We start from the raw sequence: 24,267 nt of genomic DNA, 5'->3' as shown, positions 1-24,267 counted from the left end.
ATGTTACAAAAACAAGCCAACACTATAAGATTTTTATGTGCGGATATGGTGCAAAAAGCAAATTCAGGCCACCCAGGTGCTCCAATGGGTTTAGCAGATATTATAAGTGTTTTAAGTACTCATTTAGTGCATAATCCAAAAGATCCTACATGGTTAAACCGCGATAGATTAGTCTTTTCAGGTGGTCATGCTAGTGCTTTGCTTTATAGCTTTTTACATTTGAGCGGTTATGATGTAAGTTTAGAAGATTTAAAAAATTTCCGTCAATTACACTCTAAAACCCCAGGTCATCCTGAAGTTTTCACTCCAGGTGTTGAAATCGCCACAGGGCCTTTAGGACAAGGCATTGCAAATGCGGTTGGTTTTGCTATGGCAGCCAAAAAAGCAAGTTTGCTTTTGGGTGAGGATATTATCAATCATAAAGTATATTGTTTATGCGGTGATGGAGATTTACAAGAAGGAATTTCTTATGAGGCTTGTTCTTTAGCAGGTGTGCATAACCTTGATAATTTAATCATCATTTATGATAGCAATAATATTTCAATTGAAGGTGATGTGGCCATTGCTTTTAATGAAAATGTAAAAGAGCGTTTTAGAGCGCAAAATTTTGAAGTACTTGAGATAGATGGGCATGATTTTGAGCAAATTGATTTAGCATTAAAAACTGCTAAAGAAAGCAAAAAGCCTTGTTTGATTATCGCTCATACTACTATAGCTAAAGGAGCTTTAGATCTTGAGGGAAGTCATCATTCTCACGGAGCACCTTTGGGCGAAGAGCTTATAAAAAAGGCAAAAGAGGCTTTAGGTTTTGATCCACAAAAAACTTTTGAAATCCCAGAAGAAGTTAAAATTCGCTTTAGCGGGGCAATAGAACTTGGGGATTTAGCACAAGCTAAATGGAATCAAAAAGTGCAAAATTTAAATGCAGAGAAGCAAGCATTGCTAAAAGAGCTTTTAGAGCCTGATTTTTCAAAAATACAATTTCCTGATTTTAAAGGACAAGATTTAGCTACTAGAGATAGCAATGGTGTGATTTTAAATGCTATCGCTAAAGCCTTACCGGGATTTTTAGGTGGTAGTGCAGATTTAGGTCCATCAAATAAAACTGAACTCAAAGATATGGGCGATTTTCCAAATGGAAAAAATATCCACTATGGTATAAGAGAGCATGCAATGGCTGCTATATCAAATGCTTTTGCAAGATATGGTTTGTTTTTGCCTTATTGTGCTACTTTTTTTATATTTAGTGAGTATTTAAAACCTGCTGCAAGAATAGCAGCTTTGATGAGGGCTAAACACTTTTTCATCTTTACTCACGATAGTATAGGTGTAGGTGAAGATGGCCCAACACACCAACCTATAGAGCAGCTTAGCACTTTTAGAGCTATGCCAAATTCATTGACATTTAGAGTAGCTGATGGGGTTGAAAATGTAAAAGCATGGCAGATTGCACTTAAAACTAATATGCCAAGTGTTTTTGTTTTATCGCGTCAAAAGTTAAGTGCTTTAAGCGAGCCTGTTTTTGGAGATGTTGAAAATGGGGCTTATTTATTAGAAGAAAACGCAAATGCGCAATTTACACTTTTAGCAAGTGGTAGTGAAGTGTCATTATGTGTAAAAACAGCTAAGATTTTAAAAGAAAAAGGTGTGATTACTAATGTGGTTTCTATGCCTTGTTGTGAGTTATTTATTGCTCAAGAAAAATCTTATAAAGAAAGAATTTTACAAGGTAAGGTTATAGGCGTGGAAGCTGCAAATTCAAACGAGCTTTATAGAATTTGTGATGAGCTTTATGGTATAGAAAGTTTTGGTGAGAGTGGTAAAGATAAAGATGTATTTGAGCATTTTGGATTTAGTGAGGAGAAATTAAGCTCATATATTTTAAGTCTATGTAATGAAAAATAAAATAATCAAAGATGTTAAAAATCAAGAATGCATTTTTAGCGTCTTTGGTATATGGGATAAAACAAGCGTAGGAAAATTGGAAAAATTAGATTTTCCTACTCAAAAAAATATTATTTTTGATTTTGCAAATTTAGATTTTATAGATACTGCCGGAATTAGGTATTTTCTAGCTTTAGAAAATGAATTTAAGCAAAAAGGTTTTGAGCTTAGTAGGATAAATCTTAAAAGCGAGCATGCTAAGCTTTTTGAACTTTGTCAAAAACACTACAAAAGCTTTTGTGATTCTTATGAAGATAAAAAAACAATCAAAGATTTTTTTGAAAATTTAGGAAAGAAAGTTGCAAATTCTTTTACAATTTTAGTGCAGTTTTTAAATTTCATAGGACTTATTATTTATACTTGTTTTAAAACACTTTTAAACCCTAAAAAACTTCGCTTTAAGGCATTTTTATATCATGTAGAAAATAGCGCTATTAATGCTTTACCTATTATTATGCTAACTTCATTGCTTGTGGGTGTGGTGCTTGCTTATCAAGCTGCGTATCAACTTGCACAATTTGGAGCTAATATTTATATTGTCGATTTAATGGGAATTTCTGCCACTAGAGAGCTTGCACCATTAATTAGTGCTATTGTTATTGCAGGCAGGAGTGCAAGTTCTTATACAGCTCAAATTGGAGTAATGAAACTTACTGATGAAATTGATGCGATGAAAACTATGGGTTTTAAAGAAAGTGAATTTATCATTTTGCCTAGAGTTTTAGCTTTAGCACTTGCTATGCCTTTGGTAGTAATAGTAGCTGATATTTTAAGTATTATAGGTGGAATTGTAGTTGCTTGGTTTAGTTTAGAAATTAGTGCGAGTGAGTTTATGAGTCGTTTCAAAGAAGCAGTGGAGCTAAAACATATTATCATAGGACTTATAAAAGCACCTATTTTTGGATTTTTGATTGCTTCTATTGCTTGTTTTAGAGGATTTTTTGTACAAAAAACTACCGAAAGCATAGGTGTTTATACGACAAAAAGTGTGGTAAATGCTATTTTTTGGGTAATAGCTTTTGATGCGATTTTCTCTGTATTTTTGACAAAGGCTGGATTTTGATTATAAAGGCTAAAAATATCAGCACTTATTTTGGAAGTAAATGTGTGCATGAAGATATTAGTTTTGAAGTGCAAGATAATGAAATTTTTGGCATTTTAGGTGGTAGTGGTAGTGGTAAATCTGTGCTTTTAAGACAAATGTTAATGCTTGAGCATTTTGATAAGGGAGAGTATGAAATTTTAGGTAAGAGATTAAAAAATATAAGCGATGAAGATGCTCTGTTTTTGCAAAAACAATGGGGTGTTGTTTTTCAATATGGAGCATTATTTAGCTTTTTTAATATACTTGAAAACATTAGCATACCTTTGGTTGAATACACAAAACTTAGCAAAAACGACATTAAAGAAATAGCTATGATGAAGCTTAAGATGGTAGGGCTTGATGAGAGCGTGGCAAAGCTTTATCCTAGTGAGTTAAGTGGGGGTATGAAAAAAAGAGTGGCCATAGCTAGAGCTTTGGCGCTTGATTCTAAATTACTTTTTTTAGATGAGCCAACTTCTGGGCTTGATCCTTATAGCTCAAGAGAATTTGATGAGTTGCTTTTGAGTTTAAAACAAAGCTTTAAATTATGTGTAGTCTTAATTACTCATGATAAAGAGAGTATGAAAAATGTTTTAAACCGCTTTTTGATTATAGAAGAAAAAAAAGTTGGTTTTTTGGGAAATGTTGAGGCTTTGCAAGAGCAAAATCCAAGACTTTATGAGAGGTTTATGCAATAATGGAAAACAAAGCAAATTATATTTTGATTGGAATTTTTGTTTGTGTGTTATTTTTTATCAGTTTGTTTTTTATAGTGTGGTATGGAAATTTAAAAGATGAAAAATCATTCAAATATTATGAAATTTATATGGAAGAATCAGTTGCAGGACTTAGTGTAAAAGCTCCAGTTAAATTTTTAGGAGTAGATGTTGGAAGTGTTGAAAATATCAGTATAGATAGCTCAAGTAAGCAACTAAGAGTAAAAATTTTAGTTAAGCTTGATTCTAGTTTGGTTGTTAAAACAGATACTTATGCAAGTTTGCAAATTCAAGGCATAACAGGATTTAAATTTATTCAGCTTGCAGGAGGTAGTGAGGAAGCTAGTGTTTTGAGAGCAGGTGATGATGTTTATCCTATTATAAAATCAAAAGAAAGTTTTTTTGCAAGCATAGATAAGCAAACTTCAAATTTATTAGAACTAATCACAAGTTCAAAAATAAAATTAGAAAAACTTTTAAGTGATAAAAATTTAAAAAACATAGAGCAAATTTTGCAAAATTCATCAGAATTTTCTGCACATTTAAATGCTAATGTACCAGCATTCTTAGCAAATTTAAATAAAACAAGTTCTAAACTTGGCAAAAGTGCAGATGAATTTTCAAATTTTTTAAACAATGCTAATGGCCAACTTAATGAGCTTAATAAAAGTAGAATGCTCTTAAATGAAAATTTGGATATTTTAAGAGTTTTGTTTTTAGATTTTACGCAATTATTAAATATTTTAAAGCAAAATCCTTCAGATATAATTTATAAAGATAAGGCTACTCAATATGCTCCAGGAGAATAAAATGAGATATTTATATATTAGTTTAATAGCTATTTTTTTTAGCGCTTGCTCTTTGATTAATCCAAGTCAAACTTTACCTGCAAATAAATATTTTAGTATTAATTTAGAAAAGCTAGAGCAAAGTCAAAATAAAAAAAATGCAACTATTATAGTTTCCTTACCTAAAGGCTTAGCTTATACTAATGAAATTTTTTATAAAAAAGATTATACTATCAATACCTATGCTTATCATTTTTGGAAAGAAAATCCTGCTTTAATGATAAAATCTTTTTTGGAATTTCATTTGCAAGATTTAGGGGTATTTAAAGCAGTTTTAAATCAAGATAGTCTAGCTAGTGCTGATTATGTTTTAGAAAGTAAAGTGGATATTTTAGAGCAAGATTTTAGTGATGAGTTGCATTCTAAAATAAAGTTTGGTATTAATTTAAATTTAGTGCAAATAAACACTAAAAAACTTATAGCGAGTAAGTACTTTTACTATGAAAAAGAATTAAATGATAATAATCCTCAAATTTTAATCCAAAACTATGATGAGGTTTTTTTGCTTTTTGCTAAAGATTTTAGAGTTTGGGTAGATCAAAATTTGGAATAAAAAATGCTTTTCTTGTTATAGCAATAACAAGGAAGGTGTATTATGAGAGATGAATTAGAAATCTTACAAAAACATTTAGGACAAGTAGGTTCAAGTATAGATGGTGCGAATTTAAAACATCAAACGCAAAAATTTAGTGAAGATATTACTGATGCTAATGACTTTATAGGTGCTTTGCAAATTTTAGATTCTTCATTGAAAAAAATTTCAAAACTTCTAGAAGATAAAAACTATGAAGATGTGCAAGATAAAGTTTTAATTGCTAGTGAAAGTTTGAAAATAGTAGATAATTGCTCATTTTTAGGTAATGCTTTATTTGATAATAATTATAATGTAAATGTTGGTTCAAAGGCATTTGCTTTTGAAATTTATAATCCTTTAAAAATTTTAGAAACTAGTGATTATGAAGGTATGAAAGCTTATATAGTCGATAAAAGAGAAGAAATAGCTTCTATGCTTAGTGAGCTTGCAGTGGCTATTGCTACTTATAGTCCTAGTCAAAGTTTTGGCGGATCAAGCCATGATTTTATGGGTGATTTTGATTTTACTAAGCTTTTTAAATAACACTAAAGGCTAAAAAGCCTTTAGATTTTTATTTTATAACACCACATGCCATTCTAGCACCGCCACCGCCAAGTGCTGCAGGATGATCGCTGTGATTGTCTCCTCCAAAATGTATCATTAGAGCATGATTTTTAAGCTCATCAAGAGTTTTGATTTTTGGTGCTAATACAGGGTTAGTTGCTTTACCATCTTTTTCTACATAAAGTGGTGGTAAATCCCCTTTGTGACCTTTATCATCCCATGGGCTTGAGTGAGCATCTGTTTTTTCAGGATCCCAGTGTCCACCTGCTTTCATACCTAAACCTTTATCAGTTGCTCCACAATCAGCATTTGCATGAACATGAAAGCCATGAATTCCACTTTCTAAACCTTTAAGATTTGGATAAAATGCTACCCCATAAGGAGTTTGTACTGCTACAACTTCGCCTGCATCTTTATTAGCTTTTTTATCAAGAATTTCCATTTTGATAACTAAATGATCTTTTTGTGCTTTTGGATTAAAATTTTCTAAATTTGCTCCAAATAAAAAGCTTGATGCTAGTAAAGAACCTAGAATGATTTTTTTCATTTTTTCTCCTTTTTTTAATTGAAATTAATTATATTGTAACATAAATTCTTAATAAAAAATATTTTTTATTGTATTATATACATAATCAAAAAACTTATAAAAAGGTATATATGTTAATTTTTCCAAAAGATCTTGAAAAAATCAGTCAAAATGTTTTGAAAAATACTTTTTTTTCTTTATGTTGGTATCAAAAAGATTTTTCAAATGATAAAAATCAAGAAGTTGTATTTAAAGATTATGCTTTAGTATTTATTTTAAAAGGTTCTAAAAGTATTTATACTATGGATAATCAGTTTAATGTAAAAAAAGATGAGCTTGTGTTTTTTACAAAAAATTCTTTTTCCATTAGAGATTATTTAAATGATGAAAATATATATGAATCTATTATTTTGTGTTTTAAGGAAAGTATTTTAATAGAACTTATTTTTAAATATCAAGAATTAATTTGTAAATTAGATTCTCCAAAATATGCTAAAAGTTTATTTAGTTTAAAAACTAATCTGATAACTAAAGGTATTTTCGAGTCTTTCTTACCTTGTATAAATGAATTTAATGAGAAAAATGAATATCTGCTTAGATTAAAATTTGAAGAATTATTTTTGTCTTTATTATATAGTGAAGATAATGCAGAGTTTTTAGCTTTTTTAAAAGCCATTTTAAGTGGTTTTAAATTAGAGCTTTATAAGATGTTTGCATATTGTCAAAATGACTTTGAAAGTGTAGCTTCTATGGCCAAATTTAGTAAAATGGATATAGCAAGTTTTAGTCGTAATTTTAAACAAAGTTTTGGTATTACTCCTAAAGAATGGCTTGATAATAAGCGTTTTGAAAGAGCTAAATTTTTACTTGAATTTTCTACGAAAAATATCACTCAAATTTGTTATGAACTTGGATTTAATTCTCCTGCTTGGTTTATAGCAAGATATAAAAAAAGATATGGCATTACCCCAAAACAAGAACAAAAGTCAAAAAACTTATATTTTTTATCTTAAAAATGATAGATTTTATTTTGGTTTTTTATTAGAATTTGTTAATAAAATTTAAGAAAGGTAACAATTATGAAAAAAAGTATTTTAACTTTGGCCTTATTTGCATTTTGCAGCGCAAATGCTTTAGAGGTTCAAGAATTTAAAGGTTTTGCACATCCTGAAAGTGTATATGTAGATAAAAATGCAGTTTATGTATCTAATGTAGGAAAAGAGCTAACTCCATTAAATAAAGACAATGATGGTTTTATTTCAAAATTAGATAAAGATGGAAAAATTTTGGAATTAGAATTTATAAAAGGTCTTAATGCTCCAAAAGGTATGTCTAAAATAGGTGATGTTTTATATGTGGTTGATATTGATATTTTATATGGCTTTGATATAAAAAATAAAAAAGAAATTTTCAAACTTCCTATAGAAAATGCGGTATTTTTAAATGATATTGCTGTGTTAAATAATGACACATTATTAGTTAGTGACACAGGTACAGGATACATCCACAAAGTATTTTTAAAGGATAAAAAATATGAAAACTTTATCCATTTAGATTCAAAATATGGTGGCCCAAATGGATTGTTAATAGATAAAAATACTTTATTTGTAGCAGGTTATGATCCAAGTGATAAAGCAGGTGGGAAAATCATTAGTATTGATTTAAATTCAAAGAAAATTCAAGAATTAAGCAAAAAAATAGAACAATTTGATGGCATTGTGTATGATAAAAATAAAAATCTTTTAGTGTCAAGTTGGGGTAAAAATCTTCAAGGATATATTTATACTCTAAAAGATAATAAAGAAATAAAACTTGATTTGGCTTCTATAAAAGGTCCTGCAGATATGTTTTTTGATGGTGAGTATTTATGGGTGCCAAAAATGGCAGAAAATGCTTTAATTAAAGTAAAAATATAAAAACTTTTAAGCCTTTGGGCTTAAAAGTCAAATAATTCCCCAAGCCAACTTTCTTTTTTCTTGTATTTATAGCCGTTATTATGATGGTAGTTTGCTTGTTGGTTATAATTTTGTTGTTGAGGTTGTTGTGTACTTTGAGAAGAATTTCTTTCTATGATTTTATCAAGCTCACCACGATCAAGCCAAACACCACGGCATTTTGGACAATAATCAATTTCAACTCCATTTCTTTCGCTCATCAATAAGTCAGTATTTACACAAACTGGACAAGTCATTGTATTCCTTTTTTGAAAATTTTTGAAAGTATATAAGTTTTAAGTAAATTAAGGGTTTAAATTCCAATCAATAAGACTTTTACCAAGTTTTGATAAAATTTCATTACTTTTTGAAAAATGCTTGCAACCTAAAAAAGCATTTCTTGCTAAAGGCGAAGGATGTGCTGCTTCTAGGATAAAGTGTTTTTGAGGGTTGATTAAATTTTTTTTATTTTTAGCATAATTTCCCCAAAGTAAAAATATCAATCCTTCTTTTTCATTGCTAAGTTTTGATATAACCGCATCGGTAAATTTTTGCCAACCAAAATGTGCATGTGAAGCAGGTTTATTTGCTTCTACACTTAAAATAGAATTTAAAAGTAAAATTCCTTGTTTAGCCCATTTACTTAAATCACCATGTTTTGCTATAGGGATGTTTAAATCATCTTGCAATTCTTTATAGATATTAAGCAAAGATGGGGGAATTTTAACACCCATTGGCACGCTAAAGCTCAAACCCATGGCTTGATGAGGGTTGTGGTAAGGATCTTGTCCTAAAAGTATGATTTTTAAATCTTGTAAAGGGGTTAGATTAAAAGCATTAAAGATTAAATTCGCGGGCGGATATATAGTTTTTCTTTCATTTAAAGCATTGATATAATGAGTTTTTATTTCTAAAAAATAAGGCTTTAAAAACTCTTCTTTTAAAAATTCTTTCCAAGCGTTATCTATTTTAATTTTTTCTAAGCAAATTTCCATTTTTATCCCTACCAAGAAAGTATAAATTCACTTCCTTTATCTTTTTTACTCAAAACTTTTATGTTGATATTGTTTTTATCGGCTATTTGTTTGACTAAATTTAAGCCTATGCCAAAACCACCTTGGTCTTGATTAAAGCGTTTGTAGCGTGTAAAAATTTGAGTAATTTCTTTAGCGCTCATACCTTGACCTTCATCTTTAATACTAAGTGTTTTTTCTTTTAAACAAATAAAGATTTTTTTATTAGTATTGGTGTATTTTATGGCATTGCTTAAAAGATTGTCAAGTAAAATTTGCATTTCTTCTTTATTTGCATAGAAATTTTGCTCTAAAAGCTCTTTTTCAATGATGAGATTTTTTTGAGAGATTAAAGTGTCAAAATATTCTAATCTTTGTTCTAAAAGCTCTTTTAAATTTATATCTTCTTTTGTATTTTCTTTTTGTAAGAAAAAATTTAAGGCTATGAGGTTTTGATAGATATGATTTAAATTTTTACTTGCTAGTTTGATATGATTTAGTTTTTTAGTGTTATTTGGATTTAAATTTGTATCATCAAATTTTTTAATACTAGCTAAAATCACGCTCAAAGGTGTGTTAATTTCATGCGTGGTATCTTTAATAAAATCATTGAGTGTTTTAAATTGTTCTTTGATATTTTTAAAAACAAGCAAGATGAGTATATAAGCAATTATAGCAAGTAGTAAAATACATATAAGTGTATAAAAAATAGTTTTTAATTTTAGTTTCCAAAGTTCATTAGCATAATCGTTAATATCTAAATTATTGTAATTATCTTTGCGGTATTGTTCTTTTTTAAAGCCAAGATCTTCCGTTTCTATAATGATATGGATATTTTTATGTCTCAAAAAATGAGAATGGTGTTTTGGCTTTCTTAAATTACTCGTATCTATATAAGTATTAAGATTTCTAATCCTTGAAAAATCTATGAATAATCTTTTGTTTTCGTTGTAAATAAAGTTGTTTTCTTTAAGCTGTGTTAATATTTTTAAAGCATCAAAAGTTAAATTACTAAAAATGATTTGATTGTTTGCAACAATAGCAAATTGAGTATTTATTTTTTTAGAAATATAAGAAAAATCATCTTTGTTTAATAAATTTTTATCGTGTCTTGCTTCGATGATATTTTGTAAAATATAATTATAGTGAGTGTATGAGTGTGTGATTTGATTTAATCGTATATAATTTGCTTCTTTTTGATAAAAAGTAATAAAAAAAATCGTTAAAAATACGCCACTTGTGATGATATAAAGGGCTAGGATTTTAAAAATGGTATTATTAAAGTTTTCACTTTTCATTTTCTAGCCTAATGGCATAGCCTATATTTCTTTGATTGATGATAAGGTCTTTACCAAGAATTTTTCTTAAATTCTTGATATACACTCTAAGGCTCATGATCACAGGCTCTTCATCTAAACTCCAAATTTCGTCAAAAATAGTTTCTATATTTACAAAATGAGGGCGTTTTTTTAAAAGTAAAGCTAGGAGTTCTTTTTCTTTATTAGTTAGGTTGATAATTTCTTCATTTTGATAAAGGGTTTTATTGATAGGATCAAAAGAAATATTTTTTGAAGAGCTAAGTAAGATTAAGTCTTCCTTTTGATGACTAAAATTTCTTTTAATGATATTTTTTACACGGATAATTAACTCATCAACATCAAAAGGCTTTTTAATATAATCATCACAACCTGATAAAAATCCTTGTTTTACATCATCAAGCATGGATAAAGAAGTTAAAAATATAGCAGGAGTGTTTTTAGCACTTTCTCTTAATTCCTTTAATACTTCAAAACCATTGCCTTTTGGAACTTTAACATCAAAAATCCAAAGATCAAAATTTTCTTCATAAGCTTTTTCTAGTGCCTCTTGTGCATCATATACACAAGAGACTTTAAAACCTTCATCGCTTAAGGCTTCATTGATGATTTCATTTAAGCTTAAATCATCTTCTAAGAGTAGAATTTTTGCTGCCATTTTATCTCATTGAGCAATTTCCATGATTTGCACCATGCCCTTGATGATTCATTTTATGGGCTTTGTGTTCATTTTTATTATAATGATGTAAATTTAAATCTCGTATTTCTTTGCCACTCATTTCATCGGTTAGTTTTTGCATATCTTCTTGAACGATAGCCTTTCTTTGACTTCTTTCTTGAGGAGAAAGTTTAGAGATGTTTTCGCGTAAGTTACTTTTAAATTGTTGATGAAAAACTTTTGCGTCTTTGTATTTCATCTCATTCATTCTCTTTTTCATTTCTATAATTAAGTCAGCTTGATCTTGTGCTTTTACGCTTTTTGCAAGATTTAAAATTTCATCATTGCTTTTTTTGGAAAAATCAGCACTAAATGCCAAAGAGGCTGCTAAAGAACCCATAATAAATAAACCTATAATTTTTTTCATTTTTTCTCCTTTAAATTAATGATGAGAAATTATAAAAACCCAAGATAAAGCCAAAATAAAATTTATTGACAAACAAAAAGCACATTAGCTTTTAAGCTTTGCTTTTCATTTTTAATAACAGGAAGCACTACACTATCTGCACTAGCTGCTAAACTTGGAGAATTGTATTTGATATTACAACTATCAAAATGAACATTTTTTACTATGCAAGTTTTTGTTAAAGTTTTAGAATAATATTGAGCTTTTTCAAAAGCTTTTTTAAGCGCAAGATCGTATAAATCTTCTTTGTTTGCTTCTAAGGTTGCTTCGTCAAATCCTGCTTGCAAGGCTTTAGTATTAAAAGAAATTAAAGTATTAGTATTGCTGATATTTTCTATATCTTTTATAAGATTTTCATAGTCTTTATTTTTATTTTGTGGGATTTGACAAGTGAAATTAGAATACAATCTATACCCATTAAGTGTTTTTACTCCTTGATAATAATTATAACTTGGCTCTAAAGTATAACTTCCACCTTTACAATAGTCTTCTTTGGCAATACGATCTGAAATTTCTTTGAAAGTTTTAGCAATATGATTTTTTTCATCACTAGAGATGATAGTTTTTTTACTAAGTTCTTCGCTCGCGCTAAAATTTAAAACAGCATTAAAAACATTTGGCATGATTTCATTTGATACTTCTATATTTCTTGAAAATTCTACATTTTGTTTATTATGATTTTTTAAACCTAAAAATTCAGTATTAAAAACTACTCCTAGTACAAACAATACCAAACAAAGTAATCCTAATCCTAAACCTTTTAAAAAACTTTTCATTTTTACTCCTTTTTAAAAATATTTTTTTAATTTTAACATAAAGCTTTTAAGAATAGATTGTATAATTTTTAAAAACAAAGAAAGTTTTAATGCGAAAAATTCATGAAAGTATTTTAAAATGGTATAACGAGAATGGTAGAAAAAACCTTCCTTGGCGTATTTTGCATAAAGAATATAGAAAATATGGTAGCGAGGATGATTTAAAAAAGCTAAAAAATATTGACAATGCTTATGCTGTTTATATTAGCGAGATTATGTTACAACAAACTCAAGTAAAGAGTGTTTTGCAAAATTATTATTTTCAGTTTTTAGCTAAATTTCCTTCTTTAAAAGCGCTTTCTATGGCAAGCGAAGATGAGGTTTTAAAAGCTTGGCAAGGACTTGGGTATTATACTAGAGCTAGGAATATACATAAATGTGCAAAAATTTGTGTGCAAGAATTTAATGCAAAATTACCATTTGACATAAAAGAGCTTCAAAAACTTCCTGGTATTGGAGAATATACAGCTGGTGCTATAGCTTGTTTTGGTTTTTTACAAGCTAAAGCTTTTGTGGATGCAAATATTAAAAGAGTTTTGAGTAGATTTTATAGTTTGCAAAATCCAAACTCTAAACTTTTAACGCAAAAAGCAAAAGAGTTTTTAAACTATGATAATGCATTTGATCATAATCAAGCTTTGTTGGATATAGGGGCTTTGATTTGTTTACCTAAAAATGCAAAATGCAAGCTTTGCCCCATAGAGAGTTTTTGTAGTGGAAAAAATGAATATGAAAAATTTCATGTATCTAAAAAAACTCAATATGAAAATATTATTTTAAATATACTCATAGTGCAAAAAAATGAGCAGTTTTTGCTTATCAAAAGTAAAGAAAAGCTATATTTTAATATGTATAATTTTTTAGAATACAATAAAGAAAAAAATGCAAAATTTATAGGTGAATTTAAACACTCTTACACCAAATATAAAATTAATGCCAAGGTGTATTTTTTAAAAGATGATGATTTTGAAGATTTCAAAGCAAAAGCATTTTCTTATAAAGAATTAGAACATCTTGCACTTTCAAAACTTGCCTTAAAAGCGTTTGAGCTTTTTAAAAAGAGTGATTATGCATTTTGAGAAAATTTATATAGAATTAAGTGATATTTGTGGATTAAAATGTGATTTTTGTCCTAGTCAAAAAGCGCAAAGAAAACAAATGAGCCTTGAAAATTTTGAAAAAATTTGCAAAAGTGTGCATAGTCATGCCAAGCTTTTTACTTTTCATGTGCTTGGAGATCCTTTAAGGGTTTTAAATTTAAAAGAGTATCTAAAAATAGCTTTTAAATTTAATATGCAAATAGAACTTACTACAAGTGGGTTTTATTTTGATGATGAGAAAATAAAACTTGTTTTAGATTCTAAAAACATACGACAAATCAATATTTCTTTGGGTGCTTTTTTATCTCAAAGTAGAATGAGTTTAAAAGAATACTTTGAGCCTATTTTGAAGCTTATTTTTTTACACTTAGAAAATAAAAACAATTCTTTTATCAATTTAAGACTTTGGAATTTAGATAAAAATTTCAACCCACCTTTAGAAAATGAGAAAATTTATGATTTTTTAGAGCAAAATTTTAAAGTAAAAATTCAAAAGCAAAAAGCTAAAAATCGCCTAGAAAGGCATGTTATATTACACCAAGCTAGGCTTTTTAAATGGCCTTCTTTGAAAGATGAGGTTATTAGGGAGAATGGGTGTTGTCATGCTTTAAATGGACAAATTGCTATTTTAAGCGATGGAACTTTAGTGCCTTGTTGTTTGGATACTAAAGGGGATATAAAACTTGGAAATTGTTTTGAAAAAGATTTTAGCGAGCTTTTAAATTCGTCTTTATATATAGAATTAAAAGAAGGCTTCAAGCAAGGAATTCTAAAAGCTGATCTTTGCAAAAGATGTGAGTTTTTGCAATTTAAAAACTGATTTTCCTTGCTCGGACAATTATGATTTCAGGAAATTCTTCATCTAAAAAAGGTTCTTCAAAAAATCCATCTATGATAAAACCATTTTTAAAACAAGTGTTGAAAATTTCTTCTAAAGAACGGTGGTAGTAGTGATGTTTTACAGGTTGTTTTTCAAATGCATACCCAAGATAATTATGCGGACTAAGATATTTTTTAGTTAATGTTACAAAACAAGGATGTTGAGTAGCAAAAACAAAAATTCCATTTTCTTTTAGTAGAAAATAAAGACTTTTAAATAAGGGCTGGATATTTTCCATATCCATGATAGCCATATTTGAAACAGCTTTGCTAAAGGTGTGTTTTTTAGTTAAATTTTGCAAAGTCAATTCATCGTTAGCGTCTATGGTTTGAAAATGAATTTTATGTAGAAAATTTTTCCATCTTTGTTTTGCTAATTTTATCATTTGATCACTATAATCAAAAGCATAAACATTTATGTTGTATTTTTTGCACATATAAGCGGAAAAATTTCCATTTCCACAAGCAATATCTAGAATATAATCATCATCTTGTATGTTTAGCAATTCTTCAACTTTAGGACGCACAACTTTTTTATGAAATTCATTAGAATCATCTCCCATTTGTACATCCCAAAATTTTGCATTAATATCCCATGCTTTTTGCATTTTAAAAACCTAAATTAACTCCACCTTCATTGTTGATTTGATAGTTTGCGTCTAAACCATGTTCTATTTCTTCTTCTTTGTCATTGTCTTTAGAATGTTTAAAAATATCTTCGGTAATTTTTGTAGCTATACCTCTAAGGGCTTTTTGTTTGCTTGATTTGCTTGTAGAACTCATTTTAAATTCTAAGGTATTGGAAGCTTTGATTTGAGTTGTAGCAAATTCTATCAAACGATAATCAATGTTAATATTATAAGTTTGAGTGTTAATTTCATTTTGTGTTTGTGTTATTTTAGGGTTTAAAATAAGTAAAAAATCAGCCCCTAAAACATTATAAAGCTTAACAAGTTCATCATCGCTTGCATTTTTTATAAGTAAAGATTTTTCTTGATTATAAAGATCAAGATTTGCTCTATCTAAAATTCTAAATTTTTTACTTTGGAGCAAAACGCTTAAAAGCTCTTGTTCAAATTTAGCCGAAAGTTCATCTTTAACTTTATTGATGATAATTAGCGAACTTTTATCTTCAAGATTTTTTTCACTATAAAGTTTTTTGTAAATCACAACTTTTGCATGGAATTCATTTTGATTTGTTTGAGTTAAAGATTTAATATCATAGCTATTAAAAACTCCATTGCTAACTAAGTCTATTTCTTCATCATAACCTATATTGAAATTTCCATTAAAGCTAAATTCGAATTTTTTAAGCTTAACTTGTTTTAAACCCTCCATTTTCCCAAGAGCTTCATTGATAGCATTTTTTATTGCTTCACTTCTTGTATTTCCAAAACCCTCACCATAACTTTCTTTGTTTAAAGCGCTTTGTGCTTGACAAAAATAAACAAGAGCGAAAAAAAGAATTAGTAGTTTTTTTACCATGTTACACTCTTGCTTTTACCTGTTTTATCAATAGTTTTTTCATCTTCCCAAAAAGCTAAACCGCTAGTTAAATCTGTAAGAATTAAATGGAAAAAATATTCAGTTTGGATTTTGCCATTATAAAGTTTAACGGTATCTTGTCTGATTTTACCAGAAAGTGAGAAATTTGGGGCCAAAAGTGTGCCTTTTTTAGCTATGGAATTTTGATTAAATTCTTCATTGTCTCTTAAATCTCTTACATCATGAGATAAACTATCTTTTGCTCCACCTGCTGCTACAGCGGTTGTTAATATAAATTTACCAGATTTTCTTAATGCTATAGTAATTTTTGAAGTGAGTTTATCTGTGTCTATTCTTTGCGGGGTGTCATTGATGATTTTTCCTATGGCAATAACTTTTCTATTAGAGCTATTTAAATTTGCAAAAGCAGGATCACTAAGCAAGCTTTGTATCATATCTTCAGCAGTTTTTTCAAAATCTTCTCTATCAAGTCCTAAAGTAAGTGCGTTTCCTTGAACTTTTTGCGAAGCTTTACCATCAGTATATTTTGGTTGTGAAGAACAAGCGCTGAAAATCAAAAGCGCAAAAACCATAAAAAATAAACTTTTTTTCATTTTATCTCCTTATTTTTCTTTAATTTTGTAAATAATATTTGAATTTGGCACAAAAGATCTTATAAGCACAATATAATTTTTATCTTTTTCCAGCTCGTCTTCAAAGATTATTTTTTCTTTATCATTATAAATTTTAACTAAACCTTCATTTTTTAGCATTAAAATACTAGCACTTTTTGGTAAAGCTTGCCACATTCTAAGATCTGCTTTATTGATTAAAGCAGTGCTAACAGTGCTAATAAATGATAAAAAGCCACTAGAATCATTATTAGCTATGGCTAAATTAATTGAAGTTTTAAGAGCGCTTGAGGCTAGGGTTTTCATCACCATAGAGGGTAAAAGAGTTTTAAATTCACTTGCTATAATATCATCAAAATAAATTAAATTTTGTGTTTTTTCATCTTGACTTTGCAAGAATTTATAAGAAGCATTTCTTGATTTTAAATAAGCAAAAGCTACACTAATATTTGCAAGATTATCATTAAAAACAAATGGTAGGGTAAGATCAAATTCTTCTTTTGTAGCACTAAAACCATCTTCATAAATGATAAAAATATATTTTTGTTGAGGGAAGGATGTTTTTAAATGAGTGAATTTTTCAAATACTTGAAATTGTTTTTGAAGTTGTTTGTTTTTTACATCGCTTAATGCTACTTCTTTTAAAAGATCATAAGCTTTAATATAATCTTTATCAAAAAAGAAAAATAAAGCACTAAGATAACTAGCATAGATATTAGTATAATTTTTATTTGCGTTAAATGCGCTAAGAAGATTATCATATTGTTTATAGATAGGGCTTAAATTTTGCTGAAAACTCGCATATGTTTTTTTATCTTTTTGAAGTTCTTTTTGGTATTCTTCTTGAGCTTTTTGTATATAATCATAAAAATATTCTTTCATTCTATCTTGTCTGTATAAAGCTCTGTTAAACTCTACTCTTGCATTTTTAAAATCTCCTAAGCTCATATAATTTAAGCCCTTGTAAGTATTTAGCATAATCCTTTCATAAAAATAACCTTGATAGTCATTGATGGTGTCATTAAGTAAAATTTCGCTAAAATTTCTTGTGGCTTTTTGAAGCCCGTTTTGTAAATCTACATCATATTTGTAAGCCTCTTCTGCTTTATCAAAAAAAGCATTACTTTTTTCATAATCTTTACAAACTCTTGCTAAAGAGGCTAAATTTAACCCTGTGTATATAGTGTCTTTGTCTGCATTTTTTAAAGTTAAAGTATTTTCATCGCATTGTTTATTTACAAAGGCTTTTTCATAAGATAAATTAACATTAGCATGATTTGAACAAGCACTTAAAAAAAGTAAAATAAAAAGATAAAAACAAGAGTAATAAAGCTTCATAATATCCCTTTTTTAGTATAAATTTAAAAAAATAAGTTATAATTTTCATTTTTAGAGAGGTGTCCGAGTGGTCGAAGGAGCATGCTTGGAACGCGTGTGTGGGGCAACTCACCGAGGGTTCGAATCCCTTCCTCTCTGCCACTATGCACTTTTGTTATACTGACTTCCTATGTAATCTTGTGATGAATTTTGTGTGTATGATTTTATGGCTTTAGAATTTGGATTTGCTTTTTTATCGTCTTCGTCTTTATTTTTATCGTTTTGAGCTTTTGATTCTTCTGCTTTTATTTTAGCTTGCTCGGTGCGCGCATCATTTTGCATTTGCATAGCATTAGCTGCTACTTTATAATCTTGGGGGCTAGGATCAGCTGGTGCCATAGCTGCAGCAATTACTTGCATAGCATTGGCTATAGTTTCTTCAGGAGTATTGCCTTTTTGCATTCTTATAGGCACTTCTCCTTCAACTGCATACATTTTATTATCAGGACCTCTTGTATAGCCAAAACTTGCAGCTCCTGCTAAGGCTCCACCTGCTGCTTGGTGGGCTGCTTCATGAGCCCTTACTTCTCTGTCGATTTTTTCAAGCTCTCGTACCTGTTTTACTTCTTCACTACTTAAGTCTTTACCATTAACTTTTTGAGTTTTTTCATCTTTTTCTTGATCGTTTTTATTTTCTTTTGTTTGCTGTGGGTTTTCTTTTTCAGAGATATTTTCTTTTGTTTGTTCTTTGTCTTTGTTTTGATAAGGATTTTGCGTATAAAAGGCACCGCCATAACTTGAGCTAATTTGCATTAAAATCCTTTTTAAATATAATTTCATATTTTTAGCACAAAAAAGTTAAAAAATATATAAAATTTATAAAATAAGTATTTTATAAAATGTTAAGCAAAATAAAGTATAATTTTAACTTCTTTTTATGTCAGGGTAGCTCAGCTGGCTAGAGCGCTGGTCTCATAAGCCGGAGGTCGGGAGTTCAAGTCTCCCCCTTGACACCACTTAAAATATCTCTTTAATGTTATATTTATTTTTTATATTTTGTAAATTGGCTTTCAAGAATGCTTATAAGTATAGTTTTTTGATTATATTTAATTTATTGTAATGTCCTTATTTTACAAGGACATTAAAAATTTAGTGACCTAGGATATGGATTGGGTCTGTGTAGCCGTGCACTAGAGTTTCTTTTCTAGATTTATCATATTGATAGTGCAAAGTAAAAGTAGCATTTAAAATCTTCAATAATCATATTGATTAAGTTCTTCTTGAGTGCCAAGTAGCATTAATATATCGTTTAAATAAGCGGTATTTTCTAGATTTGGCATAATGCTCCAAGTATCATGTTGTTTGTGTGCAATGACTTTTAAATTTTGTCCAATGGATTGCAAAGTTTTCCCCGCTAAATTCTCATCGATTAAAAGTTTTGCTACCTTTATGGTGTTGGCTGAAAGATCTATGATTTCAAAATTTGGATTAGTGATAAGAATTTTAGCCAAACGCTTTGCAGATTCTTTTTCAGGATAGATGACTTTATTAACCCCAAGTTTTGAAAGAATTTGTCCATGTGTAGAAGAATTTGCTTTAGCTATGATATTTTTTACCCCTATTTCTTTTAAGGCCATGAAGGTAAGTATGCTTGATTCTAGATTTTCACCTATACTAAGTATGACAACATCAGCATTTGAATAGCCCGCTTCTTTCAAAGCTATGGTGTGAGTAGAATCTAAGATATAAGCAAAATCCGCATGATCTTGCAACTCTTTAACAGCTTCTTCATCAATATCTGAAACAATAACTCTTTTGCCTTGGTCAATAAGTTCTTTTGCTAAAACAGAGCCAAATCTTCCAAGTCCTATAATACCATAAGTTTCTTTTTTCATAGTATGATTTTTCCTTTTGGATAATTTAAATATTTTTCTTTTTCTTTAAAAAATATACTAAATAAAAACGCAAGCACGCCCACTCTACCGCTAAGCATTAGTAAAATAACAATAAGTTTGCTTTCGGAGCTAAAAAGCGCACTAAGTGATAAGGTCCCACCATCGCCAACTGAAACACCTACTGTGGCAAATGCTGAACTTGTTTCAAAAAGCAAAGGTAAAAAACTTTTATCATCTTCAATCAAAGATAAAAGTAACACGCAGGTAATAATATAAACAATTGAACTTACTGCTATAATGAAAGCTTTATTAATAGTTTCGCTTGGAATTTCAAAGTTAAAAATTCTTGTATTACTATCTTTGATACTCCAATATGCATAAATTAATAGTACCGCAATAGTAGTTACTTTAATGCCCCCTGCAGTTCCACCTGGTGCACCACCTACAATCATAAACAAAGATCCAAAAAATAAGCTTGCATCCTTAAAGGTGCTAAGATCAAGAGTATTAAATCCTGCAGTTCGGTAATTTACCGCTGTAAAATATGCACTCATAATTTTATCAAAAAGAGAAAATTCTCCTATGCTTTTTGGGTTATGATATTCAAATAAAAACACAATCAAACTTGCAAAAATGATTAGTATAATAGTGGAAATTAAAACAAGCTTTGTATGCAGACTTAGACTAGCAAAGCGTTTTTTTGAAAAAAAGTATAATTCTAGCAATACAAAATAGCCCAAACCGCCAATAATAATCAAAGAGGTAATGATAAAGTTAATCCAAAAATCATCCCTATAAGGCATTAAGCCACTTTCAAATATGCTAAAACCTGCATTATTAAAAGCAGAAATGGAGTGAAAAATACTAGCCCATAGAGCATCAGTTAAATTCATATCTAATTTAAATCTTAAAAATAATAAAACAGCACCAACAATTTCAATAGCAAATACAAAAAATAAAACCTTTTTCAAAAATCCTACAAGCCCATCAGCACCAGGATAAATTAAGGATTCTCTTAAAAGATTTTTTTCTCCAAAACTCATCTTTTTCCGTACTAAAATATATAAAGCCATGGCTATACTCATATAACCTAAACCACCTATTTGGATAAGTAGTAAAACAACAAGCTGTCCATAAAAACTAAAATCTAATGAAGTATTTAGCACAATGAGTCCTGTCATACTTACAGCTGAAGCACTGGTAAAAAATGCATCTAAAAAAGATATTGGTTTAGTGTGCATAATGGGTAGCATAAGGATGAAAGTGCCAAAAAGAGCTATAAGTATATAACCTATAAATAAGATTCTTATATTATTTCTATCTAAAGATAATTTTGCCATTTTATTTCTTTAAAAATTAAAAAAATATTCTACTTAAAATTAGTTAATAAGTAAAAGAAGAAAACTTTCCGCTAAAAGCGGAAAGTAAGAGCATTAAAGCATTCCTACTGCTAAAAATCCTAATGAAACAGCAATAGCAATAGCTAATACACCCGGAATAAAGAATGCGTGATTAAATATGAATTTTCCAATTCTTGTTGTACCTGTATCATCCATTTGAACTGCACCTAATAAAGTAGGATAGGTTGGAAGTACAAAAAGTGCTGAAACAGCAGCAAAACAAGCAACTAGCATATAAGAATCTGCAGGATTTGTAGCTGAAATTCCTAATGCAGCAACGATAACTGGGACAATAGCTTTTGCAGTAGCTGCTTGAGAGTATAAAAGCATACTAGCAAAGAAGAAAGCAACTGCAAGCATAGCAGGAGTTTGTTTAACCCATTCACCCGCTACTTCTTTAATACCTGCTTCATGGCCTGCAACGAAAGTATTTCCAAGCCAAGCAACACCAAATACACATACACAAGCTGTCATACCTGATTTAAATACACTTGTATCTAAAATTTTTGCAGGTTCAACTTTACATAAGAATGTAATTAAAGTTGCAGCAGTTAATAAAAAGCTCATAATTGCAGCATCTCTTGGGATAACTACAGGATCAATCCATTTAATATTATTAGAAATTGCAGTAGCATAAAGAACAACTGCTAATACCGTAAATAAAAATATAGCAACTGAAAGTTTTGCACCCGGTTTATCTTCACTATGTAAAACATCTGAAGCGCTTTTTACAAGACCAGCTTTTAAGCGTTCTTGATATACAGGGTCTTTGCTAAGATCCATTGGAGTAATTAAACTTACAATAAAAGCTGTAATCATACAAGCAGCAAAAGTAGTTACAATCCAAATTCCAATTAATGCAGGATAGTTCCAGCCAAGTGGCTCTAGTACACCAGTCATATAAACAACAGCAGCACTAACTGGAGAAGCTGTAATACCAATTTGTGAAGCAACAACCATTAATGAAAGTGGAGCTGATGGCTTAATATTTTGAGATTTTGCAACATCAATAACAACAGGCATTAATGAAAATACTGCATTACCAGTACCTGCTAAAATAGTAAGTAACCAACCGCAAGCTGGTGCAAGATAATTAATGAATTTTGGGTGTTTACGCAAAATTCTTTCAGTAACTTTTACCATGTAGTCTAAGCCACCTGCTTGTTGCATTGCAGAAATCGCAGCAATAGCAGCAGCGATGATTAAAATAACATCCCAAGGAATATTACCTGGCTTCATGCTTAAAACAAGACCTAAAATAACAACACCCAAACCTCCGGCATAGCCTATTGCTATGCCGCCAAGGCGGATACCTATGAATATTGCCCCAAGGAAGACAACAAGTTGTAAAATAATCATAATATCCATGATTAAACTCCTAAGTTATTAGGCTTTTCTTTTTTCTGTCATATGAGGATTTAACATATTTTCTGGTGTTAAAATCTCATCAATTTTTTCTTTTGGTAAATAGCCTCTTTCAAGGCAAATATCACCTACTGCTTTTCCAGTTTCTAGAGCTTCTTTTGCAATACTTGCAGATTTTTCATAACCTAAAACAGGATTAAATGCAGTCACGATTCCGATTGAATTTAATACAAGTTTTTTGCAGTTTTCAGGATTTGCTTTTAATCCTTTAATAGCTTTTTCAGCTAAAGTTTTCATTGCATTTTCAAGCAATACGATCGAGTTAAATAATCCATAAGCAATGCCTGGCTCAAAAGCATTAAGTTCAAATTCACCTCTTTCAGAGCAAAGCATAATAGTAACATCATTACCTATAACTTCATAGCAAGCTTCGCCAACTGCTTCACAAATTACAGGGTTTACTTTACCTGGCATAATAGAACTACCTGGTTGCATAGCAGGTAAACTAATTTCAGCTAGACCGCATCTTGGACCTGAATTCATCAACCTTAAATCATTTGCGATTTTAGATAATCTTACAGCTGCAGTTTTTAATGCGCCACTTACATGTACAAAATCAGCTGTATCTTGAGTAGCTGCAATGAAGTCTTCAGCAGGTTTAAAATCAACACCTGTGATTTCTTTTAATTTTTTTTCAACCACAAATTTATAATCAGGGTGGCAGTTAATTCCTGTTCCAATAGCTGTAGCACCTAAATTTAAATAGCTCATTGACTCACGAGCTGCTGTGATCTTTTCAATATCACTTTTAATATAGCTAGCAAAAGCATTGAAAGTGTTTCCTAAGGTTGTAGGAACCGCATCTTCAAGTTCTGTTCTACCCATTTTGATGATATCTTTGTATTCTTTAGCTTTAGCTTCTAATTCAGCTTTTAAGCCTTCCATAGCTTTTAAAAGATCACTAAGTTTTGCATAGGTTGCTACTTTGATTGAGCTTGGATAGGTATCGTTTGTAGATTGACCTAAATTTGTATGATCATTTGGGTGAAGGTATTGATATTCTCCTTTTTTATGACCCATACTTTCAAGAGCAATATTTGTGATAACTTCGTTAGTGTTCATATTTGTGCTAGTACCAGCACCACCTTGGATCATATCCACAACAAATTGATCTAAAAATTCACCAGCAATCAATCTATCGCAAGCTTTAGCAATAGCATCAGCTTTATCTGCATCAAGAACTCCAACTTCTTTGTTAGCTAGAGCAGCTGCTTTTTTAACTTGAGCAAAAGCTTTTACAAAATAAGGATAATCTTGTAGTCTTCTACCACTCATATTGAAGTTTTCTAGTGCTCTAAAAGTTTGCACTCCATAATAAACTTCATCAGAAATTTCTAACTCACCAATAAAGTCGTGTTCTTTTCTTGTTCCCATGATGTACTCCTTGTGGGTTTTATTTAAGTTTCGTTTATGAACTTAATAGGTATTATATAACAATTTTTTATAAAAGTTTCATAAAATTTTCCAATTTTTTCTAATTTTAATAAAAATATATAAAATAATATAAAGTATTGATATTCATTTTCTAAATAGTGGATATTTTATGGATAATTTTATTTATAATGATATTAATTATATTTATTTTTTGTATATTTTTTTGAAGTATTTGTTGAAGTTATGATTGTAATGGGTATGATTTTTCAGATAATTTGATTATAAGCTATCATCTTAACACT

26 protein-coding genes and 2 tRNA genes are annotated in these 24,267 nt (G+C 29.5%); 12 read left to right on the top strand and 16 right to left on the bottom strand.

Annotated elements, in window-relative coordinates; all coding sequences use genetic code 11:
* Genes tkt through L8W40_RS01270 form a run of 6 tightly spaced genes read left to right on the top strand, consistent with a single transcriptional unit; the run spans position 1 to position 5,709 of the window.
* On the top strand, positions 1-1,905 hold the full coding sequence (gene tkt, locus L8W40_RS01295; RefSeq protein WP_263664484.1) for a transketolase: 1,905 nt from the start codon (positions 1-3) through the stop codon (positions 1,903-1,905).
* 1 nt (position 1,906) lies between these two features.
* A complete protein-coding gene (locus tag L8W40_RS01290; protein ID WP_393921358.1) occupies positions 1,907-3,007 on the top strand; it encodes an MlaE family lipid ABC transporter permease subunit in 1,101 nt (366 codons plus the stop codon).
* Complete coding sequence (locus L8W40_RS01285) at positions 3,004-3,726, top strand: ABC transporter ATP-binding protein (RefSeq protein WP_220567028.1); 723 nt, start codon at positions 3,004-3,006, stop codon at positions 3,724-3,726. The genes L8W40_RS01290 and L8W40_RS01285 overlap by 4 nt, the downstream gene beginning before the upstream one ends.
* Positions 3,726-4,553 (top strand): MlaD family protein, encoded by an 828-nt coding sequence (locus tag L8W40_RS01280; RefSeq protein ID WP_133319166.1) that lies wholly within the window; start codon positions 3,726-3,728, stop codon positions 4,551-4,553. The genes L8W40_RS01285 and L8W40_RS01280 overlap by 1 nt, the downstream gene beginning before the upstream one ends.
* A 1-nt stretch (position 4,554) precedes the next feature.
* Positions 4,555-5,145 carry a hypothetical protein gene (locus L8W40_RS01275; RefSeq protein ID WP_133319167.1) on the top strand — a complete coding sequence of 197 codons (591 nt, stop codon included), beginning with the start codon at positions 4,555-4,557 and terminating at the stop codon, positions 5,143-5,145.
* 42 nt (positions 5,146-5,187) lie between these two features.
* The gene (locus tag L8W40_RS01270; protein ID WP_133319168.1) at positions 5,188-5,709 is read left to right on the top strand and encodes a flagellar FLiS export co-chaperone; all 522 of its coding nucleotides are present in this window, start codon (positions 5,188-5,190) and stop codon (positions 5,707-5,709) included.
* Positions 5,710-5,737: 28 nt separating this feature from the next.
* Here L8W40_RS01270 and L8W40_RS01265 read toward each other — a convergent pair whose 3' ends face one another.
* Positions 5,738-6,277, bottom strand: coding sequence for a superoxide dismutase family protein (locus L8W40_RS01265; protein WP_133319169.1), 540 nt, complete (start codon positions 6,275-6,277; stop codon positions 5,738-5,740).
* A gap of 110 nt (positions 6,278-6,387) precedes the next feature.
* On the opposite strand from L8W40_RS01265, the gene L8W40_RS01260 reads away from it, so the two are divergent.
* Both L8W40_RS01260 and L8W40_RS01255 read left to right on the top strand, forming a co-directional pair.
* On the top strand, positions 6,388-7,269 hold the full coding sequence (locus tag L8W40_RS01260; RefSeq protein ID WP_133319170.1) for a helix-turn-helix domain-containing protein: 882 nt from the start codon (positions 6,388-6,390) through the stop codon (positions 7,267-7,269).
* A gap of 66 nt (positions 7,270-7,335) precedes the next feature.
* A complete protein-coding gene (locus L8W40_RS01255) occupies positions 7,336-8,172 on the top strand; it encodes an ATP-binding protein (protein WP_220567032.1) in 837 nt (278 codons plus the stop codon).
* A 20-nt stretch (positions 8,173-8,192) separates the two neighbouring features.
* On the opposite strand, the gene L8W40_RS01250 is transcribed toward L8W40_RS01255, so the two are convergent.
* The 6 genes from L8W40_RS01250 to L8W40_RS01225 all read right to left on the bottom strand — a co-directional run bounded on the left by L8W40_RS01250 (position 8,193) and on the right by L8W40_RS01225 (position 12,419).
* Entirely contained in the window at positions 8,193-8,447 is a 255-nt protein-coding gene (locus tag L8W40_RS01250; RefSeq protein WP_133319172.1) for a zf-TFIIB domain-containing protein, read from the bottom strand.
* A 48-nt stretch (positions 8,448-8,495) separates the two neighbouring features.
* A complete protein-coding gene (ung, locus tag L8W40_RS01245) occupies positions 8,496-9,185 on the bottom strand; it encodes a uracil-DNA glycosylase (protein ID WP_220567033.1) in 690 nt (229 codons plus the stop codon).
* Positions 9,186-9,193: 8 nt separating this feature from the next.
* Positions 9,194-10,501, bottom strand: a complete 1,308-nt coding sequence (locus tag L8W40_RS01240; protein WP_263664483.1) for a sensor histidine kinase — start codon at positions 10,499-10,501, stop codon at positions 9,194-9,196.
* Positions 10,491-11,177: a response regulator transcription factor gene (locus L8W40_RS01235; protein ID WP_263661454.1), complete on the bottom strand. Its 687-nt coding sequence runs from the start codon at positions 11,175-11,177 to the stop codon at positions 10,491-10,493. The genes L8W40_RS01240 and L8W40_RS01235 overlap by 11 nt, the downstream gene beginning before the upstream one ends.
* Before the next feature lies 1 nt (position 11,178).
* Positions 11,179-11,604: a DUF1104 domain-containing protein gene (locus tag L8W40_RS01230; RefSeq protein ID WP_258108242.1), complete on the bottom strand. Its 426-nt coding sequence runs from the start codon at positions 11,602-11,604 to the stop codon at positions 11,179-11,181.
* Between the two features lie 62 nt (positions 11,605-11,666).
* Positions 11,667-12,419 (bottom strand): SIMPL domain-containing protein, encoded by a 753-nt coding sequence (locus L8W40_RS01225; RefSeq protein ID WP_263660360.1) that lies wholly within the window; start codon positions 12,417-12,419, stop codon positions 11,667-11,669.
* 89 nt (positions 12,420-12,508) lie between these two features.
* On the opposite strand from L8W40_RS01225, the gene mutY reads away from it, so the two are divergent.
* Positions 12,509-13,537 carry an A/G-specific adenine glycosylase gene (gene mutY, locus L8W40_RS01220; RefSeq protein ID WP_263661456.1) on the top strand — a complete coding sequence of 343 codons (1,029 nt, stop codon included), beginning with the start codon at positions 12,509-12,511 and terminating at the stop codon, positions 13,535-13,537.
* Positions 13,527-14,378: a radical SAM/SPASM domain-containing protein gene (locus L8W40_RS01215; RefSeq protein WP_263664482.1), complete on the top strand. Its 852-nt coding sequence runs from the start codon at positions 13,527-13,529 to the stop codon at positions 14,376-14,378. Before mutY ends, L8W40_RS01215 begins: the two co-directional genes overlap by 11 nt.
* On the opposite strand, the gene L8W40_RS01210 is transcribed toward L8W40_RS01215, so the two are convergent.
* The 4 genes from L8W40_RS01210 to L8W40_RS01195 are packed head-to-tail and all read right to left on the bottom strand — an operon-like array spanning position 14,368 to position 17,892.
* Complete coding sequence (locus L8W40_RS01210; protein ID WP_263664481.1) at positions 14,368-15,045, bottom strand: class I SAM-dependent methyltransferase; 678 nt, start codon at positions 15,043-15,045, stop codon at positions 14,368-14,370. The two genes, L8W40_RS01215 and L8W40_RS01210, sit on opposite strands and share 11 nt — an antisense overlap.
* A 1-nt stretch (position 15,046) precedes the next feature.
* Positions 15,047-15,922: a CsgG/HfaB family protein gene (locus L8W40_RS01205; RefSeq protein ID WP_243705634.1), complete on the bottom strand. Its 876-nt coding sequence runs from the start codon at positions 15,920-15,922 to the stop codon at positions 15,047-15,049.
* Complete coding sequence (gene lpoB / locus L8W40_RS01200; protein WP_133319180.1) at positions 15,916-16,536, bottom strand: penicillin-binding protein activator LpoB; 621 nt, start codon at positions 16,534-16,536, stop codon at positions 15,916-15,918. The genes L8W40_RS01205 and lpoB overlap by 7 nt, the downstream gene beginning before the upstream one ends.
* A gap of 9 nt (positions 16,537-16,545) precedes the next feature.
* Positions 16,546-17,892 (bottom strand): hypothetical protein, encoded by a 1,347-nt coding sequence (locus L8W40_RS01195; protein ID WP_263664480.1) that lies wholly within the window; start codon positions 17,890-17,892, stop codon positions 16,546-16,548.
* A 53-nt stretch (positions 17,893-17,945) separates the two neighbouring features.
* Between L8W40_RS01195 and L8W40_RS01190 the strand changes: the two genes are divergently transcribed.
* Positions 17,946-18,033: transfer RNA gene (locus L8W40_RS01190), tRNA-Ser, on the top strand.
* Here L8W40_RS01190 and L8W40_RS01185 read toward each other — a convergent pair.
* Complete coding sequence (locus L8W40_RS01185) at positions 18,034-18,684, bottom strand: putative metalloprotease CJM1_0395 family protein (protein WP_220567041.1); 651 nt, start codon at positions 18,682-18,684, stop codon at positions 18,034-18,036.
* A 126-nt stretch (positions 18,685-18,810) separates the two neighbouring features.
* Here L8W40_RS01185 and L8W40_RS01180 point away from each other — a divergent pair.
* Positions 18,811-18,887 (top strand) — tRNA-Met (locus L8W40_RS01180).
* A gap of 237 nt (positions 18,888-19,124) precedes the next feature.
* Here L8W40_RS01180 and L8W40_RS01175 read toward each other — a convergent pair.
* From L8W40_RS01175 to L8W40_RS01160, 4 genes are all read right to left on the bottom strand, one after another.
* Positions 19,125-19,766 (bottom strand): potassium channel family protein, encoded by a 642-nt coding sequence (locus L8W40_RS01175; protein WP_133319183.1) that lies wholly within the window; start codon positions 19,764-19,766, stop codon positions 19,125-19,127.
* Positions 19,763-21,106, bottom strand: coding sequence for a TrkH family potassium uptake protein (locus L8W40_RS01170; protein ID WP_263664479.1), 1,344 nt, complete (start codon positions 21,104-21,106; stop codon positions 19,763-19,765). Before L8W40_RS01170 ends, L8W40_RS01175 begins: the two co-directional genes overlap by 4 nt.
* Before the next feature lie 93 nt (positions 21,107-21,199).
* Positions 21,200-22,534, bottom strand: a complete 1,335-nt coding sequence (locus tag L8W40_RS01165; RefSeq protein ID WP_263664478.1) for an anaerobic C4-dicarboxylate transporter — start codon at positions 22,532-22,534, stop codon at positions 21,200-21,202.
* Between the two features lie 18 nt (positions 22,535-22,552).
* Positions 22,553-23,965 carry an aspartate ammonia-lyase gene (locus tag L8W40_RS01160; protein WP_263661463.1) on the bottom strand — a complete coding sequence of 471 codons (1,413 nt, stop codon included), beginning with the start codon at positions 23,963-23,965 and terminating at the stop codon, positions 22,553-22,555.
* Positions 23,966-24,267 lie beyond the last annotated feature (302 nt).

Source organism: Campylobacter sp. IFREMER_LSEM_CL1846 (assembly GCF_025772105.1).
Classification (GTDB): Bacteria; Campylobacterota; Campylobacteria; order Campylobacterales; family Campylobacteraceae; genus Campylobacter_D; species Campylobacter_D lari_D.
Note: the sequence above shows the minus strand (reverse complement) of the source record. Positions and strands in the feature narration are given on the sequence as shown.

Coding starts and splice junctions, on each gene's coding strand:
- tkt (WP_263664484.1), top strand. CDS start 1: ATGTTACAAAAACAAGCCAACACTATAAGATTTTTATGTGCGGATATG.
- L8W40_RS01280 (WP_133319166.1), top strand. CDS start 3,726: ATGGAAAACAAAGCAAATTATATTTTGATTGGAATTTTTGTTTGTGTG.
- L8W40_RS01275 (WP_133319167.1), top strand. CDS start 4,555: ATGAGATATTTATATATTAGTTTAATAGCTATTTTTTTTAGCGCTTGC.
- L8W40_RS01270 (WP_133319168.1), top strand. CDS start 5,188: ATGAGAGATGAATTAGAAATCTTACAAAAACATTTAGGACAAGTAGGT.
- L8W40_RS01265 (WP_133319169.1), bottom strand. CDS start 6,277: ATGAAAAAAATCATTCTAGGTTCTTTACTAGCATCAAGCTTTTTATTT.
- L8W40_RS01260 (WP_133319170.1), top strand. CDS start 6,388: ATGTTAATTTTTCCAAAAGATCTTGAAAAAATCAGTCAAAATGTTTTG.
- L8W40_RS01255 (WP_220567032.1), top strand. CDS start 7,336: ATGAAAAAAAGTATTTTAACTTTGGCCTTATTTGCATTTTGCAGCGCA.
- L8W40_RS01250 (WP_133319172.1), bottom strand. CDS start 8,447: ATGACTTGTCCAGTTTGTGTAAATACTGACTTATTGATGAGCGAAAGA.
- ung (WP_220567033.1), bottom strand. CDS start 9,185: ATGGAAATTTGCTTAGAAAAAATTAAAATAGATAACGCTTGGAAAGAA.
- L8W40_RS01240 (WP_263664483.1), bottom strand. CDS start 10,501: ATGAAAAGTGAAAACTTTAATAATACCATTTTTAAAATCCTAGCCCTT.
- L8W40_RS01235 (WP_263661454.1), bottom strand. CDS start 11,177: ATGGCAGCAAAAATTCTACTCTTAGAAGATGATTTAAGCTTAAATGAA.
- L8W40_RS01230 (WP_258108242.1), bottom strand. CDS start 11,604: ATGAAAAAAATTATAGGTTTATTTATTATGGGTTCTTTAGCAGCCTCT.
- L8W40_RS01225 (WP_263660360.1), bottom strand. CDS start 12,419: ATGAAAAGTTTTTTAAAAGGTTTAGGATTAGGATTACTTTGTTTGGTA.
- mutY (WP_263661456.1), top strand. CDS start 12,509: ATGCGAAAAATTCATGAAAGTATTTTAAAATGGTATAACGAGAATGGT.
- L8W40_RS01215 (WP_263664482.1), top strand. CDS start 13,527: ATGCATTTTGAGAAAATTTATATAGAATTAAGTGATATTTGTGGATTA.
- L8W40_RS01210 (WP_263664481.1), bottom strand. CDS start 15,045: ATGCAAAAAGCATGGGATATTAATGCAAAATTTTGGGATGTACAAATG.
- L8W40_RS01205 (WP_243705634.1), bottom strand. CDS start 15,922: ATGGTAAAAAAACTACTAATTCTTTTTTTCGCTCTTGTTTATTTTTGT.
- lpoB (WP_133319180.1), bottom strand. CDS start 16,536: ATGAAAAAAAGTTTATTTTTTATGGTTTTTGCGCTTTTGATTTTCAGC.
- L8W40_RS01195 (WP_263664480.1), bottom strand. CDS start 17,892: ATGAAGCTTTATTACTCTTGTTTTTATCTTTTTATTTTACTTTTTTTA.
- L8W40_RS01185 (WP_220567041.1), bottom strand. CDS start 18,684: ATGCAAATTAGCTCAAGTTATGGCGGTGCCTTTTATACGCAAAATCCT.
- L8W40_RS01175 (WP_133319183.1), bottom strand. CDS start 19,766: ATGAAAAAAGAAACTTATGGTATTATAGGACTTGGAAGATTTGGCTCT.
- L8W40_RS01170 (WP_263664479.1), bottom strand. CDS start 21,106: ATGGCAAAATTATCTTTAGATAGAAATAATATAAGAATCTTATTTATA.
- L8W40_RS01165 (WP_263664478.1), bottom strand. CDS start 22,534: ATGGATATTATGATTATTTTACAACTTGTTGTCTTCCTTGGGGCAATA.
- L8W40_RS01160 (WP_263661463.1), bottom strand. CDS start 23,965: ATGGGAACAAGAAAAGAACACGACTTTATTGGTGAGTTAGAAATTTCT.